Genomic DNA, 14,186 nt, shown 5'->3' with positions numbered 1-14,186 from the left:
AAGGTTAGCCAAACCTAAGTTCGTACCCGCATCATTCTTCTACTGACTTGTAGATGTCAAATCGCAGTTGGTCGTAACAGCACTTATATAAGCGCTGTTACAGTCTGGCCATGACCGAATTCGCTGACCCGACCGAGCACGCCGTCTGGCGCTCGCTGTGGGACCTGCAGGCGGCGCTGGACGCGGACATCGCGAGTCTGTACGCCGAGGCGAACCTCGACGGACTCAAACCCGTCTGGGTGAAAGAGCTGATCAAGCTGCACGTGCACGGGCCCATGACGATCAGCGAGCTGGCCGCGGCGGTCGGGCGGACCCACTCGGCGCTGAGCCAGAAGGTGTCGGCGATGCGCGCGGCCGGATGGGTGCGGACCGCGGCGGGGGCGGACGGGCGTACCAAGAAAGTGGCTCTGACCGAGAAGGCGGCGGGTGTGGTCGGGCGGCTGGCGGCGGAGTGGCGGGCCACCGAGGCGGCGGTGGCCGAGATCGAGGCGGAACTGCCGTACCCGATGACCCGGGTGGTGCGGGACATCGAGGAGGTGCTGCGGCGCCGGAGCTTCCGGGACCGGATCGCCGGGAAACTGGCCGGTGACCCGGCGTGGCGGTGACCGGCGCACTGCTCGACCTGCGGCCGCTGCGCTCCTCGCCGGCCTTCCGGCGGCTCTGGATCGGGACGACGCTCTCCGGGTTCGGCAGCCAGATGACGCTGGTCGCGGTGATGTACCAGGTGTGGCAGCAGACCGGCAGCACCGTCTGGACCGGCGCGGTCGGGCTCGCCCAGGCGCTGCCGGTCGTGGTGTTCGGCCTGTTCGCCGGTGCCCTCGCGGATCGCGCCGAGCGTCGCCGGCTCGCCCTGCTCACCACCGCCGGCTGCGCGGCCTGCACCGGGCTGCTCGCCGTGCAGGGCCTCCTCGGACCGGCGCCGGTGATGGTCGTCCTGGTGCTGGTCGCGGTGCAGTCCTGCGTCGGGGCGGCCGGGGGACCGGTCGCGCGCAGCTATCTGCCGCACCTGTTGCGCCGGGAGCAGCTGGGTGCCGGGCTCGCGCTGAACCACCTGTCGTTCCAGGCGTCGATGCTGGTCGGGCCGGCGGTGGGCGGGCTGGTCCTGGGCTGGTCCGGGGTGAGCGGGTGCTACCTGGTGGACACGGTGAGCTTCGGGCTGGCGTTCGTCGGCGTGCGCGGGCTCCCGGCGCTGCCACCGGCCGGCGGGCCGGCGGTCTCCGGGGCCCGCGCGGTGGCGGACGGGCTGCGGTTCCTGGCCGGGCACCGGGTGGTGCGCACCGCGCTGCTCACCGACCTGGCGGCCACCGTGCTGGCGATGCCGATCAGCCTGTTCGCGCTGATGAACACGACCTGGTTCGACGGCGATCCGCGGACGTTCGGGCTGTTCCTGACGGCGATCGCGGTGGGCGGGCTGATCGCGTCGGCGCTGTCCGGGACGTACTCCGGGCTGGCCCGGCCGCAGCCGGTGATGCTCGGCGCGTCGGCGGTGTGGGGTGCGGCGCTCGCCCTGTTCGGGCTGGCCGGCGGTCCGTGGCTGGGCCTCGGCTGCCTGGTGGTGGCCGGGGCGGCGGACACCGTGGCGGTGGTCTCGCGCGGGACCGTGGTGCAGCTGCACACGCCGGCGGGGTTGCTCGGGCGGGTGGCGGCGGCGGAGCAGATCGTCGGGCAGGCCGGGCCGGATCTGGGCAACATGCGGGCCGGGCTGGTGGCCCGGCTGACGTCCGGGCCGGTGGCGCTGGCCAGCGGGGGCGTGCTGTGCGTGCTGGCGGTCACGGCGCTGGCCGCGGGTGGCGGCCGGCGTCAGGCCTCCGGCGCCGAGCGGCTCTCGCCGGACCGGGCGTAGCGGATCGTCAACTCGGGAAGCGTCGCGCCGTGGAACCGCTCGCCCAGGCCGGCGGCGACCTCGGCGCGCGTGCCGATCACCTCGAGCTCGAGGAGCGCCGGCAGGTCCGGAAACGTCGCCGGGTCCAGACGGCAGGCGTTGATCAGGCACAGCCGCTGCAGCCCCGGATGCCGGGCGAGCAGCGGCAGGCCGGTCAGGCGGCCCGGCGGGGCCTCGAAGTCGACGGTCAACTGCCGCAGGTCGGTGAACTGCTCCAGCTGCCGCACCGACAACTCGCCGCCGACGTTGAGCCGGACCTCCGGCGCCCGCCGCACGCCGGGCGGCACGACCAGCTCCGCGGCGCTCGTCAGGTTCAGCGCGAGCCCGTGCCCGTCGTCGTGAGCCGCCACCTCGAGGTCCGGCCGCAGCTCCTGGAGCAGCAGACTGGTCGCCGAGGCGGGCAGCCGGACGGCGCCCAGCTCGCGGCCGGTGATCCGGAGCCGGGCCACCGCCGTCGCCCGCAGGTCCACCTCGCCCCGCGCGTCGAACCAGTCCAGGTAGGTGATCCGCGGGCGGCCGGCCAGGGCGCCGGCGAGGCCGCGATCCGGGCCGGACCAGGTGACCCCGCGCAACTGGGGCAGGTGGTCCAGGGCGGTCCAGTCGACCGGCCCGGACGCCGGCGTCAGGCCGCGCAGGTCCAGGGTCGCGGTCCACGGCACCACCCGGCGCGGGCCGTCACCGAAGTCGAACTCGGCAGTGCCGGACTCGCTCGGCGGGCGGCGGATGCCGCGCAGCGAGCGGAAGTTCCAGGTGTTCGCGGGCACCCGGCCACACTATGCCCGCGGCCAGCCCGCGAGGCGCTCTCGTAGCTGGGCGATCATTCCGGCATCGAGGCCGTACAGGGTGAACCGGACGTCGTCGAGCCGATCCAGGTAGCGGCCGGCGTCGGCGATCTCCTCCGGTTCCAGTGCCGGATCCGCCGCGTAGGCCAGCTCCAGCACCCGCTCCAGCGGATAGCGTTCCAGCGCCGCCGCCACGTCGATGTAGTCACGGACCTCGCGCCGGGTGACCAGCGCCGCCACCTTCGTCGCGACCAGGTCGTCCAGGTGCATCACCGGACCGAGGTCCATCACCACCGGGGTGCGCCGCCGGTCCAGCCGGCACAGCGTCAGCCGCAGGGCCCGGTGCTCGCCGGCCACCAGGAACTCCTGGATGTCCGCGTCCATCCCGGCGAACAACTCGTCGCCCTCCTCGCGGACCACCCGATAGCCGGCCTCGGTCAGGGCCGCGACCACCTCGCCGGCCGCCGCGAGCACCGCGCCCTCGGTGTCGGTGAACAGGTCGATGTCCTCGGTGGGGCGGGCGACCAGGCCGTTGACCAGCCAGGCGACGCCGCCACCGAGGACGAACCGGTGCTTGTCGGCGACAGCCAGGGCGATCCGCGCGACATCGCGGTAGAAGTCGTCGACGCTGGAACTGGTCACCTCAATCCGGCCGGCTATTCACGCGGCGAGGCGGGCGCGCAGCCGCGGATGCCGGGCCTCCCACGCCGCCCGGACAGCGCGCGGAAGATTCAGCTCGGACCAGACCCGGACCAGCGTCGCGCCGTCCAGAAAGGCGCGCAACTCGTCGACCCGGATCGATTCCCGGAGCACATTCTCATACATCCACAGGAGCATCGTGTGCTGCCCCAGATCGAACGCGCGCTGCGGATGCCACCACAATCGCAACGGCAACTCCACCAGCCCGCAGGTGGGCCCGCGCAATTCGGCGAGCGTGCCGGCCACGACGACCGGCCGGTGCGGCCGGGCCAGGTGGACGACGGGGGCGGCGCTCGCGGACATGCGCCCAGCCTAAACCGTCATACCGGCAGGAAAGCAAGCTCCTAGATTCCTAGGATGCAAAAGAGCGCGTGCGAAAACTCACGGAACGCCGTTCTTCCGGTCGATTTTTTGTACGCCCTGGCAAGCGCCCCGCCGAGCAAGCCCGGACCGCCGCCGGTCACTACCGACTCGCCGCCGCCGGGCTGAGGCGGTGGTCACCGGATGCCGGTTTCACCGGTGGCGCATCCGTGGTCGCCGGACGCGCGTTCAGTAAGGCACCGTTCCCGGCAGGAATCGCATTCGCGACCATTGATACCCCCGAAGTCAACGTGCCGCCGATGTGACACGATTTCGCGAGGAGGTGCCCGCTTCGAGGGCCGAGTCCGGCCTCGCCGCCCACTGCCGCTCCAGCACCGAGCCTGGCACCGAGGGCCGGCCAGCGGCCCGGAGGTGGCCGGTCCGGAGGCGACTGCGGAGTCTGTCGCACCACTCGCCGTTGTGGCTGCGAGCCGCCGTGCACCCGGTGGCGGCCTCGGGAACGGTGCCGTAGTCAGGCGAATCGTTCGGTGGCCAGCGGGACCAGGCCGCGGCGGCGTACGTCGGCGGTCAGTTTGCGCAGGACCTCGCCGACCACCGCGGGGCTGTCGCCGGCCAGCAGCACGGTGACGTCGAGGCCCCAGGCGATGCCGCTGCCGACGCGGCGCAGGTGCCAGGCGAACAGGTCGTTGCCGGCCCGGCCGCGGCCGCCCGGGATGCCGCCGTCGGTGGTGCCGGGCCAGGTGGCGTTCAGGTCGGCGAGGTGGGCGTCGCGCGGTTCCTTGGCGAACAGCACGCGATAGACGCGCTTCTCGGCGAATCCGGGCGGGGTGTCGTCCAGGCTCAACCGCAACGGGGCCGTCGTCGCGAAGCGCACCCAGTCGCCGAAGTGCCCGCGCAGCGAGTCCTCGGCGGGCAGCGGCCGGCCGGCGAGGCCCCGGTACACCTGCGCGGCGCGGTCGCGGTCCACCGGGGTGACCGTGGCGAGCAGGTGCTCGTCCGTACGCAAGGCCGTGCCGAACGATCCGGCGCCGCGCCAGCCACCGCTCCCGGCGGTCCACATCGCGCCGCCGAGCCCGACCGTCACGTGGTCCTCGCCGTAGGCGAACTCCTCGACCAGGATCCCGTCCCCGGCAAGCAGGTAGTAGTCCATGACGGTCGATTGAACCCGGCGCCGCGCCTGGCGGCTGTCGTGTTGTTGACCTACGCGACGGCGGATGATCTGGCGGCGAAGGCGGAGACCCTGATCGAGCGGGCTGGACGGTGCGGGCCGGCTGTGGCCGACCGAGGCGGACAGACGCGCGGATCCACGGCGGGATCGAGGATGCTGGCTACGGGACAGCGCTCGAGGTGTTGCGGCGGATGATCCGGAACACCGGTGGAGCCGGGTGAGGGGTGGTTTGTCATGCCTGTCGGACGCCGGCACCATCTGATCGTCGACTGCCCGGATCCGCGGCGGCTGGCGCGGTTCTGGAGTGCGGTGCTCGGGGAGCCGATCACCCACGACGACGGGGACTTCGTGGTGGTGTCGGCGGACACCACCACGTCCGGGATGGCGTTCCAGCGGGCGCCGGACCAGCGGGCGGCGACCTGGCCGGATCCGGCGGTGCCGCAGCAGATGCACGTGGACGTGATGGTGGACGACGTCGAGGTGGCGGGGGCGGCGGTGGTCGCGCTCGGTGCGGTGCGGCTGGCCGGGGAGGACGTGTTCGCCGATCCGGCGGGGCATCCGTTCTGCCTGATCCGGCGGCCCGGCTGGGCGCCGCCGATCGACTGAGGGGACGGCGGGGCGGGCTGTGGGCGTACCGAAAGCGGGTCATCTCGGGCCTAGGTGGGAGCGCTCGCCCTCCTGGTCGAGGATGCAGAGGACTTCGGCGGGTCCGCCGGCCGAGCCGAAGGCGTGCGGGACCATCGTGGAGAACTCGGCGGCCTCGCCGGCGCGGACCGTGATGGTGCGCTCGGCCAGGCGCAGGACGATGGTGCCGGAGAGGACCACGAACCAGTCGCGGCCGGGGTGCACGCGCAGGTCGGCGGGGGCCGGGCGGTCGACGCGCAGCTTGGCGACGGTCATGCCGGCCGGGGCGGTGTCGCGGGTGAGCAGCCAGGTGGTCATGCCGCGCTGCTCGTCGTGGTGCGGGCGGATCACCACGTCCTCGTCGCGGCCGGACTCGACGAGCTGGTCGAGGGTGGTGCTGAGGGCCCGGGCGATGGCGGTGAGCTGGTCGAGGGCGATCCGGCGGTGGCCGGTCTCGATGCGGCTCAGGGTGGACGGGGTGAGGTAGGCGCGGGAGGCCAGCTCGTCCAGGGACCAGCCGCGGGCGACCCGGAGACTGCGGATCCGCTGGCGGACCAGGGCGTCGAGTTCGCCGTCTTGCGTCATACGCAAGATGGTATGCCGGTAGCGCAAGAACGCGCTAGCGTTCGGGTCATGGCACACGAACACGGTCACGGGAACATCCAGCACGGGCACGGGCACGGGCACGGGCACGGGCACGGCGACGGCGGGCAGATGGCCGAGATGCTCGATCTCGACGCCGAGGTGCTGGCGGATTACTACCGCGAGGTCATCGGCTGGGCCGGCCGGCTCGTCCCGGCCGGCGCCAGCGTCGTCGACCTCGGGGCGGGCACCGGGACCGGCACCATCGCCCTGGCCCGGCAGCTGCCGGGTGCCACACTGACCGCCGTCGACGTCGACGAGGCGATGCAGGCCCGGCTGCGCGAGCGGGCCGCCGAGGCGGGCGTCGCCGACCGGGTCCGCACGGTGCGGGCCGACCTCGACGGCGACTGGCCCGAGCTGGGCCCGGCCGACCTGGTGTGGGCGTCCGCCGCCATGCACCACCTGGCCGACCCGGCGCGCACGCTCGGGCAGGTCCGCGAGGTGCTCCGCCCGGGCGGCGTCTTCATGATCACCGAGCTGGAGGGGTTCCCGCGGTTCCTGACCGACCCGGCCGGGGCGGCGCTGGAGGAGCGCTGCCAGGCCGAGCTCGGCCGGCTGCGGCTGGAGGCCGGGATGCACATGGGCCTGGACTGGGGCGCCCGGCTCAAGGACGCGGGTTTCGAGCTGGTCGGTGAGCGGCGGTTCGCCATCGAGCTGCCCGCTCCGCTGTCCGCCACGGCGAGGCGGTACGGGCAGGTCACCCTGGAACGCACCCGCGACCGCCTCGCCGACCGCCTGAGCGCCGCTGACGTGGCCGCCCTCGACGACATAGTGGCCGGCCTGCCCGGCCGTGACGACCTGGTGGTCCGCGCCACCCGGGACGTCTGGATCGGCCGCCGTCCCTGACCCGGCAGCCGATCTCCAGGGCCTGGCGCGCACCGAGTTGGCGGCCAAGGCAGCACCCCGGCTACCGGCCTAATCACTGAGACAGTTACTGACAGAGGATGTCAGGGATAGCGCTTCATGATCATTGGCATGAACGACTTCGACTTCCTCATCGGCTCCTGGACAGTGCTCAACCGGCGGCTGACCACCCTCTTCGCCGGCAGTACCGACTGGATCACCTTCCCCGGCACCTCGACCAGTCAGTCGATCTTCGGTGGTGGCGGCAACATCGACGAGATCGTCTTCCCGACGCTGGGCAGCAGCGGGTTCACCCTGCGGCTGTTCGACGTCGAGCGCGAGGAGTGGTCGTTGTACTGGTCCAGCAGCCGCACCGGCCGGCAGTACCCGCCGGTCACCGGCCGATTCGCCGACGGCCGCGGGGACTTCTACGGTGACGACACCCACGAGGGCAAGCCGATCAAGGCGCACTTCGTCTGGTCCGGCATCACGCCCACCTCCGCGCGGTGGGAGCAGGAGTTCTCCGCCGACGGCGGTCAGACCTGGGAGTCCAACTGGGTGATGGAGTTCACCCGGGTCTGAGCCGGCCCGCCCAGGCGGGTGCGGACCACCAGGTCGTGCAGGGCGTCGACAGCGGCGTACGACGGGCGCTCGGGCAGCGGCGAGTCGTCCCGGGCGGCCTCCAGCTCGGCGCGCAGCCGGGGGATGTCGGCGGCGAGCCGGTCGGCCGCACCCGCCGGGAACGGGCCGTGCTCGGCCGCCCGCTTCGCCGCGATCAGGTCCGGGACGTAGTCGAGGTCCGCGCCCAGGATCCGCAGGTCGGTCTCCAGCCGGCCGGTGCGCATCAGGTGGATCCCGGTGAGCAGCACCCGCAGCGTGTACAGCGCCGGCTTGAGCTGCCCGGTCCTGGCGTACAGCTTCTCCTGGCTGTGCGAGAAGCCCAGGTAGTGGTAGGTGTGGTTGCGGGTGATCAGCTCGGGGGCCAGCGCGACCAGCTCGGCGTGCAGCGGCGAGGTGACCACCACCAGCGGCGACAGCAGCTGCTCCAGGACGTACCCGTTGCGGCTGTTCAGCAGCTTGGCGAATTTCAGCAGGTCGTGCGAGACCACGTCCAGCTCGACGCCGTCCCGGACACCGCCGCGCCGCAGCGTGTCCGGGCCGGTGCGCAGGCCGACGACCTCGGCCACCGGCAGCACGTGCGCGCCGCGCAGGTCGAGGTCCGAGTCGACGGAGGCGAAACCGTACAGGTGGGCGCCGCTCACGGTGCAGAAGATCAGGGGATAGGGCAGCTGTCGCGCGGCGTCCGCCGCCCAGTCCGGCACCTCAGTGGTCATCGATCCTCTTTCCGTACGCCATGAGCCCGCGTTCCCGGATACCGGCCAGCAGCTCGTCCACCCGGTCCCGATCCGGCCGTTCCGGCAGCCCGGTGGCGGTCTCCGCGGCGGCCAGGTCGGCGAGCAGCGTGCCGGCCCAGGCGGTCACCTCGTCCCACGGCACCAGCCCCTGCCGGACGGCGAGCAGCCGGTCCCGCAGGTGCCGCACGTCGACCAGCACCTCCCCGGTACGCAGCACGTGCGCCCCCGCCATGAGCAGCCGGATCATATGCATGGCCTGCTTGTGGTTGGTCTGCCCGGTCCGTGCCCGCCGCGCGGCGACCCTGTCGAGCTGGTCCCGCGCGTAGTTGCCGTAGGTCGCCGCCACCCGCCGGGACAGGAACGCCGCCCGGATGCCGCGCAGCTCCTCGCCGTCCGGGGTGATCCGCTCGACGATCGGCGACCAGAGCACCTCGAGCACCGTCGGGTTGGCCTGCAGCGCGAGCGTGCAGAACCGCTCGACCTCCCAGGAGAACTGCTCCTCGGCGGGTCCGTCGACGTGTGTCGGCGGCTTGTCCAGCCGCCAGAAGTCGCGGGTCGGCGCCGCGAACACCCCGCGCCGGTCGTGGTCACTGTCCGGCCCGTCCAGCCCGTAGGCCCGCGACCCGACCACCACACCCAGGATGGTGTGCTTCTCGACCAGCTCGCTCATGCCCGGGAACGCTACTGAACCGGCCCGCCACCCGCGCCTCATTTCCGGGCCGGAGATCGCCCTCGATGCCTGGCGCCGAGTCACGACCCGTTCCCGCCTGCGCTCCACCTCCAGATTCGCCCGACCACAACCGACCCAGCCGCCAAATCCACTCCCAGCTGCTCCGAGCGGTGGTGTCCAGTCCCGTCCAGCGCGCTGAGACCACCGTGAGCGCCAGCCCCGGGTTCCCGGCTGGTTGTGGTGGTGGTCTCCGGGTTGTTGAGGCCACCGTGGGTGCCAGCCTCCGGTTCGCGGCTGGTTGTGGTGGTGGTGTGCGGGTTGTTGAGGCCACCGTGGGTGCCAGCCTCCGGTTCGCGGCTGGTCGTGGTGGTGGTGTGCGGGTTGTTGAGGCCACCGTGGGTGCCAGCCTCCGGTTCGCGGCTGGTTGTGGTGGTGGTCTCCGGGCCGTTGAGGCCACCGTGGGTGCCAGCCTCCGGTTCGCGGCTGGTTGTGGTGGTGGTGTCCGGGCTGTTGAGGCCACCGTGGGTGCCAGCCCCGGGTTCCCGGCTGGTCGTGGTGGTGGTGTGCGGGCTGGTGAGACCACCGTGAGCGCCAGCTGGTGGGTGTGGCTGGTCCTCACGGTGGTGTCACGAGCCCGGACACCACCGTGGGTGCCAGCCGCCGGCCGCGACCTGGATCGCGGACCGTGACCCGGTCGGCCGCGAGGTCGGGTGCGCTCCGGTTCGATCTCGGGAGGACGCGGTCAGGGGGAGCTGGGGTGGGTTTTCCGGGACCACCCGCGGGCGTCGCCCTTCCGGGCCGGGCGTTCTGGACGCGCAGCGGCCAGCCCGGCCCGGAAGGGTCCCTGGCGGGAGCGACGATCAGTGATCAGCGCGGCCCGAGTCGGCAATCTCTTGAATGCGACCCCGGACAACACTGGCGCCGGTCGTGGTGGAGGGACGGCGCTGTCTGTTGCAGGTGATCCGGGTCGTGGTGGAGGGACGGCGCTGTCTGTTGCAGGTGATCCGGGTCGTGGTGGAGGGACGGTGCCGTCTGTTGGACGTGATCCCGGTCGTGCTGGAGGCCGAGGACAATGCCCTCTGTTGACGGTGATCCTGGCCGGTGACGTCGGGCTAGAGGTCCAGGACGGTGCCGTCGATGTCGCCGAGTTCGGCGTCGGAGAGCGACAGGTTGTCCAGGGCGGCGATGTTGTTCTCCAGCTGCTGGACGCTGGACGCGCCGATGATCAGGCTGGTCATCCGCTGGTCGCGCAGCGCCCAGGCCAGGGCCAGCTGCGCGAGGGACTGCCCGCGCCGCTTGGCGATGTCGTTGAGCGCGTGCAGCCGGCCGAGTGTCTTGGCGTCCAGGGCCTCCTCGTTGAGGAAGACGCTGGTGCGGATCCGCGAGTCGTCCGGGATGCCGTCGAGGTAGCGGTCGGTGAGCAGGCCCTGCTGCAGCGGGCTGAACGCGATGCAGCCGGCGCCCGCCTCCTGCAGGGTGTCGAGCAGGTTGTCGTGCTCGATCCAGCGGTTCAGGATCGAGTAGGACGGCTGGTGGATCAGCAGCGGCGTGCCCAGTTCGCGCAGGATCGCGGCGGCCCGCGCGGTCTGTTCGGCCCGGTAGTTGCTCAGGCCGACGTAGAGCGCTTTCCCGGACCGCACCACGTGGTCCAGTGCGGCCATCGTCTCCTCGAGCGGGGTGTCCGGGTCGGGCCGGTGGTGGTAGAAGATGTCGACGTAGTCGACGCCGAGCCGCTTCAGCGACTGGTCCAGCGAGCTGACCAGGTATTTCCGCGAGCCGAAGTCGCCGTAGGGGCCGTCCCACATGGTGTATCCGGCCTTGCTGGAGATGATCAGCTCGTCGCGGTGGTGCCTGAGGTCGGTGGCCAGGATCCGGCCGAAGTTGGTCTCCGCGCTGCCGGGCGGCGGGCCGTAGTTGTTGGCCAGGTCGAAGTGGGTGACCCCGAGGTCGAAGGCGCGGCGGACGATGTCGCGCTGGCGGTCGGCGGGCCGGGTGTCGCCGAAGTTGTGCCACAGGCCCAGCGAGATCGCGGGCAGCTTGAGCCCGCTGCGCCCGGCGCGGCGATAGGTCATGGACTCGTAACGATCAAGAGCAGCGGAATACGTCACACGCCCAGCCTAGGCATTCCGATCTTGACCAGTGCCACTGGTAGGTTGGGGGCCAGCCGCGCGGGAGAGACCTGCACATCCAGGCGCCGAAGGGGCAACTCCTCCCCGGAATCTCTACAGGCAAACGGACCGCGCGGGCAGGCGACTCTGAAGTGCCCCGTTCGTGGGTATGACAGAGGGGGAGGGCTTTGTCAGCCTTCTCGAGCCTTGGAGTCGCCCATGACGTCGTCGTTCACCCACCGGCACATCGGCCCGCAGGCCGATGAGCAGGCGGAGATGCTGAAAGCGGTTGGGTACGAGTCTCTCGATCAGCTGATGGACGCCGCGGTCCCGGAGTCGATCCGGTTCCGTGGCGTGCTCGATCTGCCGGCCGGCGCCTCCGAGGAGGAGACGATCGCCGAGCTGCGCGCGATCGCCGCGCGGAACTCGCTGGTCACTCCGATGATCGGGCTCGGCTACTACGGCACCCACACGCCCGCGGTGATCAAGCGGAACGTGCTGGAGAACCCGGCCTGGTACACCGCGTACACGCCGTACCAGCCGGAGATCAGCCAGGGCCGGCTCGAGGCGCTGCTCAACTTCCAGACCATGGTCACCGACCTGACCGGGCTCACCACGGCGAACGCGTCGATGCTCGACGAGGCCACCGCGGTCGCGGAGGCCATGACGCTCGCGCGCCGCGCTTCCAAGGTCAAGAGCTTGGTGTACGCGGTGGACGCCGACACCTTCCCGCAGACCCTGGCCGTGCTGCGGACCCGTGCCGAACCGCTGGGCATCGAGGTCGAGCTGGTCGACCTGGACACCGGGGAGCTGCCGGAGGAGTACTTCGGCCTGCACCTGCAGTACCCGGGCGCGTCCGGCGCGGTGCGTGACCACGCCGCCCTGATCGAGGCCGCGCACGCCAAGGGCGCCCTGGTCACCGTCGCCGCGGACCTGCTCGCCCTGACGCTGCTGCGGGCACCGGGGGAGATCGGGGCGGACATCGCGGCGGGCACGACGCAGCGGTTCGGCGTACCGCTGGGCTTCGGTGGCCCGCACGCGGGCTATCTCGCGGTGCGCGGCGGCCTGGAGCGCAGCCTGCCCGGCCGGCTGGTCGGGGTGTCCAAGGACGCCGACGGCGCGCCCGCCTACCGGCTCGCGCTGCAGACCCGTGAGCAGCACATCCGCCGGGAGAAGGCGACCAGCAACATCTGCACCGCGCAGGTCCTGCTCGCCGTGATGGCCAGCATGTACGCGGTCTACCACGGCCCGGCCGGCCTGCGGGCGATCGCCAAGCGGGTGCACGAGCACGCCCTGACCCTGGCCGGCAGCCTCGCCGCGGCCGGCGTCGAGGTCGCCCACCAGGCGTTCTTCGACACCGTCACCGCCGTCGTGCCGGGCCGTGCCGAGTCGATCGTGGCGGCTGCCGCGGCAGACGGCGTGGACCTGCGCCTGGTCGACGCGGACCGGGTCTCGATCGCCTGCGACGAGACCACCACCGCGGCGCACGTCGCGACGGTGCTCGCCGCCTTCGGTGCCACCGTCGCCGAGCCGGCCGCCTGCGGTGCCAAGCCGCTCGCCCGGACCAGCGACTACCTGCACCACCCGGTGTTCAACACCCACCACTCCGAGACCGGCATGCTGCGCTACCTGCGCAAGCTCTCCGACCGGGACTACGCGCTGGACCGCGGCATGATCCCGCTGGGCTCGTGCACGATGAAGCTGAACGCCACCACCGAGATGGAGGCGGTCACCTGGCCGGAGTTCGCGAACATCCACCCGTTCGCGCCGGTCGGCCAGGTGCAGGGCTACGAGCGGCTGGTCGCCCAGCTGGAGGGCTGGCTCGCCGAGATCACCGGGTACGACGCGGTGAGCGTCCAGCCCAACGCCGGCTCCCAGGGCGAGCTGGCCGGGCTGCTGGCGATCCGCGGCTACCACCGCTCGCGCGGCGCGGCGGACCGGGACGTCTGCCTGATCCCGTCCTCGGCGCACGGCACCAACGCGGCCAGCGCCGTGATGGCCGGCATGCGGGTGGTGGTGGTGGCCTGCGACGAGAACGGCAACGTCGACCTCACCGACCTGGCCGCCAAGATCGAGAAGCACGCGTCCTCGCTGGCCGCGATCATGGTGACCTACCCGTCGACCCACGGCGTCTACGAGACCGGCATCGCCGAGCTGTGCGAGCGGGTGCACGAGGCCGGCGGCCAGGTGTACGTCGACGGGGCCAACCTGAACGCCCTGGTCGGCTTCGCCAAGCCGGGCAAGTTCGGTGCCGACGTGTCGCACCTGAACCTGCACAAGACGTTCTGCATCCCGCACGGCGGCGGTGGCCCCGGCGTCGGCCCGGTCGCGGTCCGTGCCCACCTCGCCGAGTTCCTGCCCGGCAACCCGCTGGAGCCGGGCGACCACCACGCCGTCTCGGCCGCCGCGCACGGCTCGGCGGGCATCCTGCCGATCTCCTGGGCCTACGTGCGGATGATGGGCCCGGACGGCCTGGCCCAGGCCACCGCGACAGCGGTGCTCGCCGCCAACTACGTGGCGTCCCGGCTGCGTGAGCACTACCCGGTCCTCTACGCGGGGGAGCACGGCCTGGTGGCCCACGAGTGCATCCTCGACCTGCGGCCGATCACCAAGGCCACCGGCGTCAGCGTGGACGACGTGGCGAAACGGCTGATCGATTACGGCTTCCACGCGCCGACCATGTCGTTCCCGGTGGCCGGCACCCTGATGGTGGAGCCGACCGAGAGCGAGGACCTCGCCGAGCTGGACCGGTTCTGCGCCGCGATGATCGCGATCAAGGGGGAGATCGACCAGGTGGCGGCTGGTGTCTGGCCCCGGGACGACAACCCGCTGGCGAACGCGCCGCACACCGCCTCGGCGGTCAGCGCTGACGAGTGGTCGCACCCGTACCCGCGCTCGGTGGCCGGGTTCCCGGAGGGCGTCGACCGGACGGCGAAGTACTGGCCGCCGGTGCGCCGCATCGACGGGGCGTACGGGGACCGGAACCTCGTCTGCTCCTGCCCCTCACCGGAGGCGTTCGAGAGCTGACGCCGGTGGTCTTGCGCAGGTCGCGGTCTTCGGATCGCGGCCTGCGCCGTCGTTGGCCAACCGGG

15 protein-coding genes and 1 riboswitch are annotated in these 14,186 nt (G+C 72.1%); of the genes, 7 read left to right on the top strand and 8 right to left on the bottom strand.

Features of this window, described 5'->3' with window-relative positions; genetic code table 11:
* Positions 1-110 precede the first annotated feature (110 nt).
* The gene (locus Actob_RS26250) at positions 111-605 is read left to right on the top strand and encodes a MarR family winged helix-turn-helix transcriptional regulator (protein WP_284914482.1); all 495 of its coding nucleotides are present in this window, start codon (positions 111-113) and stop codon (positions 603-605) included.
* The gene (locus Actob_RS26245; protein ID WP_284914481.1) at positions 596-1,843 is read left to right on the top strand and encodes an MFS transporter; all 1,248 of its coding nucleotides are present in this window, start codon (positions 596-598) and stop codon (positions 1,841-1,843) included. The genes Actob_RS26250 and Actob_RS26245 overlap by 10 nt, the downstream gene beginning before the upstream one ends.
* Here Actob_RS26245 and Actob_RS26240 read toward each other — a convergent pair.
* The 4 genes from Actob_RS26240 to Actob_RS26225 all read right to left on the bottom strand — a co-directional run bounded on the left by Actob_RS26240 (position 1,801) and on the right by Actob_RS26225 (position 4,834).
* Complete coding sequence (locus tag Actob_RS26240; RefSeq protein WP_284914480.1) at positions 1,801-2,646, bottom strand: hypothetical protein; 846 nt, start codon at positions 2,644-2,646, stop codon at positions 1,801-1,803. The two genes, Actob_RS26245 and Actob_RS26240, sit on opposite strands and share 43 nt — an antisense overlap.
* Positions 2,647-2,655: 9 nt before the next feature.
* Positions 2,656-3,306, bottom strand: a complete 651-nt coding sequence (locus Actob_RS26235; protein WP_284914479.1) for a nucleotidyl transferase AbiEii/AbiGii toxin family protein — start codon at positions 3,304-3,306, stop codon at positions 2,656-2,658.
* Between the two features lie 18 nt (positions 3,307-3,324).
* On the bottom strand, positions 3,325-3,666 hold the full coding sequence (locus Actob_RS26230; protein WP_284914478.1) for a hypothetical protein: 342 nt from the start codon (positions 3,664-3,666) through the stop codon (positions 3,325-3,327).
* Between the two features lie 529 nt (positions 3,667-4,195).
* Positions 4,196-4,834 carry a hypothetical protein gene (locus tag Actob_RS26225; protein WP_284914477.1) on the bottom strand — a complete coding sequence of 213 codons (639 nt, stop codon included), beginning with the start codon at positions 4,832-4,834 and terminating at the stop codon, positions 4,196-4,198.
* Between the two features lie 252 nt (positions 4,835-5,086).
* Between Actob_RS26225 and Actob_RS26220 the strand changes: the two genes are divergently transcribed.
* On the top strand, positions 5,087-5,458 hold the full coding sequence (locus tag Actob_RS26220; protein WP_284914476.1) for a VOC family protein: 372 nt from the start codon (positions 5,087-5,089) through the stop codon (positions 5,456-5,458).
* Positions 5,459-5,497: 39 nt separating this feature from the next.
* Here the strand turns inward: Actob_RS26220 and Actob_RS26215 are convergent, their stop codons facing one another.
* Positions 5,498-6,061: a helix-turn-helix domain-containing protein gene (locus tag Actob_RS26215; RefSeq protein ID WP_284914475.1), complete on the bottom strand. Its 564-nt coding sequence runs from the start codon at positions 6,059-6,061 to the stop codon at positions 5,498-5,500.
* A gap of 48 nt (positions 6,062-6,109) precedes the next feature.
* Between Actob_RS26215 and Actob_RS26210 the strand changes: the two genes are divergently transcribed.
* Both Actob_RS26210 and Actob_RS26205 read left to right on the top strand, forming a co-directional pair.
* Positions 6,110-6,964 (top strand): class I SAM-dependent methyltransferase, encoded by an 855-nt coding sequence (locus Actob_RS26210; protein WP_284914474.1) that lies wholly within the window; start codon positions 6,110-6,112, stop codon positions 6,962-6,964.
* A gap of 129 nt (positions 6,965-7,093) precedes the next feature.
* On the top strand, positions 7,094-7,543 hold the full coding sequence (locus Actob_RS26205; protein ID WP_284914473.1) for a hypothetical protein: 450 nt from the start codon (positions 7,094-7,096) through the stop codon (positions 7,541-7,543).
* Here the strand turns inward: Actob_RS26205 and Actob_RS26200 are convergent.
* Positions 7,498-8,295 carry a nucleotidyltransferase domain-containing protein gene (locus Actob_RS26200; protein ID WP_284914472.1) on the bottom strand — a complete coding sequence of 266 codons (798 nt, stop codon included), beginning with the start codon at positions 8,293-8,295 and terminating at the stop codon, positions 7,498-7,500. The genes Actob_RS26205 and Actob_RS26200 overlap by 46 nt on opposite strands.
* Positions 8,285-8,986, bottom strand: a complete 702-nt coding sequence (locus Actob_RS26195; RefSeq protein WP_284914471.1) for a nucleotidyltransferase domain-containing protein — start codon at positions 8,984-8,986, stop codon at positions 8,285-8,287. Before Actob_RS26195 ends, Actob_RS26200 begins: the two co-directional genes overlap by 11 nt.
* Positions 8,987-9,883: 897 nt before the next feature.
* Between Actob_RS26195 and Actob_RS26190 the strand changes: the two genes are divergently transcribed.
* Complete coding sequence (locus Actob_RS26190) at positions 9,884-10,072, top strand: hypothetical protein (protein ID WP_284914470.1); 189 nt, start codon at positions 9,884-9,886, stop codon at positions 10,070-10,072.
* A gap of 26 nt (positions 10,073-10,098) precedes the next feature.
* Here the strand turns inward: Actob_RS26190 and mgrA are convergent, their stop codons facing one another.
* Entirely contained in the window at positions 10,099-11,094 is a 996-nt protein-coding gene (mgrA, locus tag Actob_RS26185; protein ID WP_284914469.1) for an L-glyceraldehyde 3-phosphate reductase, read from the bottom strand.
* 51 nt (positions 11,095-11,145) lie between these two features.
* Positions 11,146-11,236, top strand: a riboswitch (glycine riboswitch).
* 77 nt (positions 11,237-11,313) lie between these two features.
* On the opposite strand from mgrA, the gene gcvP reads away from it, so the two are divergent.
* A complete protein-coding gene (gcvP, locus tag Actob_RS26180) occupies positions 11,314-14,121 on the top strand; it encodes an aminomethyl-transferring glycine dehydrogenase (RefSeq protein WP_284914468.1) in 2,808 nt (935 codons plus the stop codon).
* The last annotated feature ends 65 nt before the right edge of the window (positions 14,122-14,186 follow it).

Source organism: Actinoplanes oblitus (assembly GCF_030252345.1).
GTDB classification, from domain to species: Bacteria; Actinomycetota; Actinomycetes; order Mycobacteriales; family Micromonosporaceae; genus Actinoplanes; species Actinoplanes oblitus.
The sequence above is the reverse complement of the archived record's forward strand: the minus strand, read 5'-3'. Positions and strand labels throughout refer to the sequence as shown.

Excerpts from the sequence above, each read along its gene's own strand:
- Actob_RS26250 (WP_284914482.1), top strand. The coding sequence starts at position 111 with ATGACCGAATTCGCTGACCCGACCGAGCACGCCGTCTGGCGCTCGCTG.
- Actob_RS26230 (WP_284914478.1), bottom strand. The coding sequence starts at position 3,666 with ATGTCCGCGAGCGCCGCCCCCGTCGTCCACCTGGCCCGGCCGCACCGG.
- Actob_RS26225 (WP_284914477.1), bottom strand. The coding sequence starts at position 4,834 with ATGGACTACTACCTGCTTGCCGGGGACGGGATCCTGGTCGAGGAGTTC.
- Actob_RS26220 (WP_284914476.1), top strand. The coding sequence starts at position 5,087 with ATGCCTGTCGGACGCCGGCACCATCTGATCGTCGACTGCCCGGATCCG.
- Actob_RS26215 (WP_284914475.1), bottom strand. The coding sequence starts at position 6,061 with ATGACGCAAGACGGCGAACTCGACGCCCTGGTCCGCCAGCGGATCCGC.
- Actob_RS26210 (WP_284914474.1), top strand. The coding sequence starts at position 6,110 with ATGGCACACGAACACGGTCACGGGAACATCCAGCACGGGCACGGGCAC.
- Actob_RS26205 (WP_284914473.1), top strand. The coding sequence starts at position 7,094 with ATGAACGACTTCGACTTCCTCATCGGCTCCTGGACAGTGCTCAACCGG.
- Actob_RS26200 (WP_284914472.1), bottom strand. The coding sequence starts at position 8,295 with ATGACCACTGAGGTGCCGGACTGGGCGGCGGACGCCGCGCGACAGCTG.
- Actob_RS26195 (WP_284914471.1), bottom strand. The coding sequence starts at position 8,986 with ATGAGCGAGCTGGTCGAGAAGCACACCATCCTGGGTGTGGTGGTCGGG.
- Actob_RS26190 (WP_284914470.1), top strand. The coding sequence starts at position 9,884 with ATGCGACCCCGGACAACACTGGCGCCGGTCGTGGTGGAGGGACGGCGC.
- gcvP (WP_284914468.1), top strand. The coding sequence starts at position 11,314 with ATGACGTCGTCGTTCACCCACCGGCACATCGGCCCGCAGGCCGATGAG.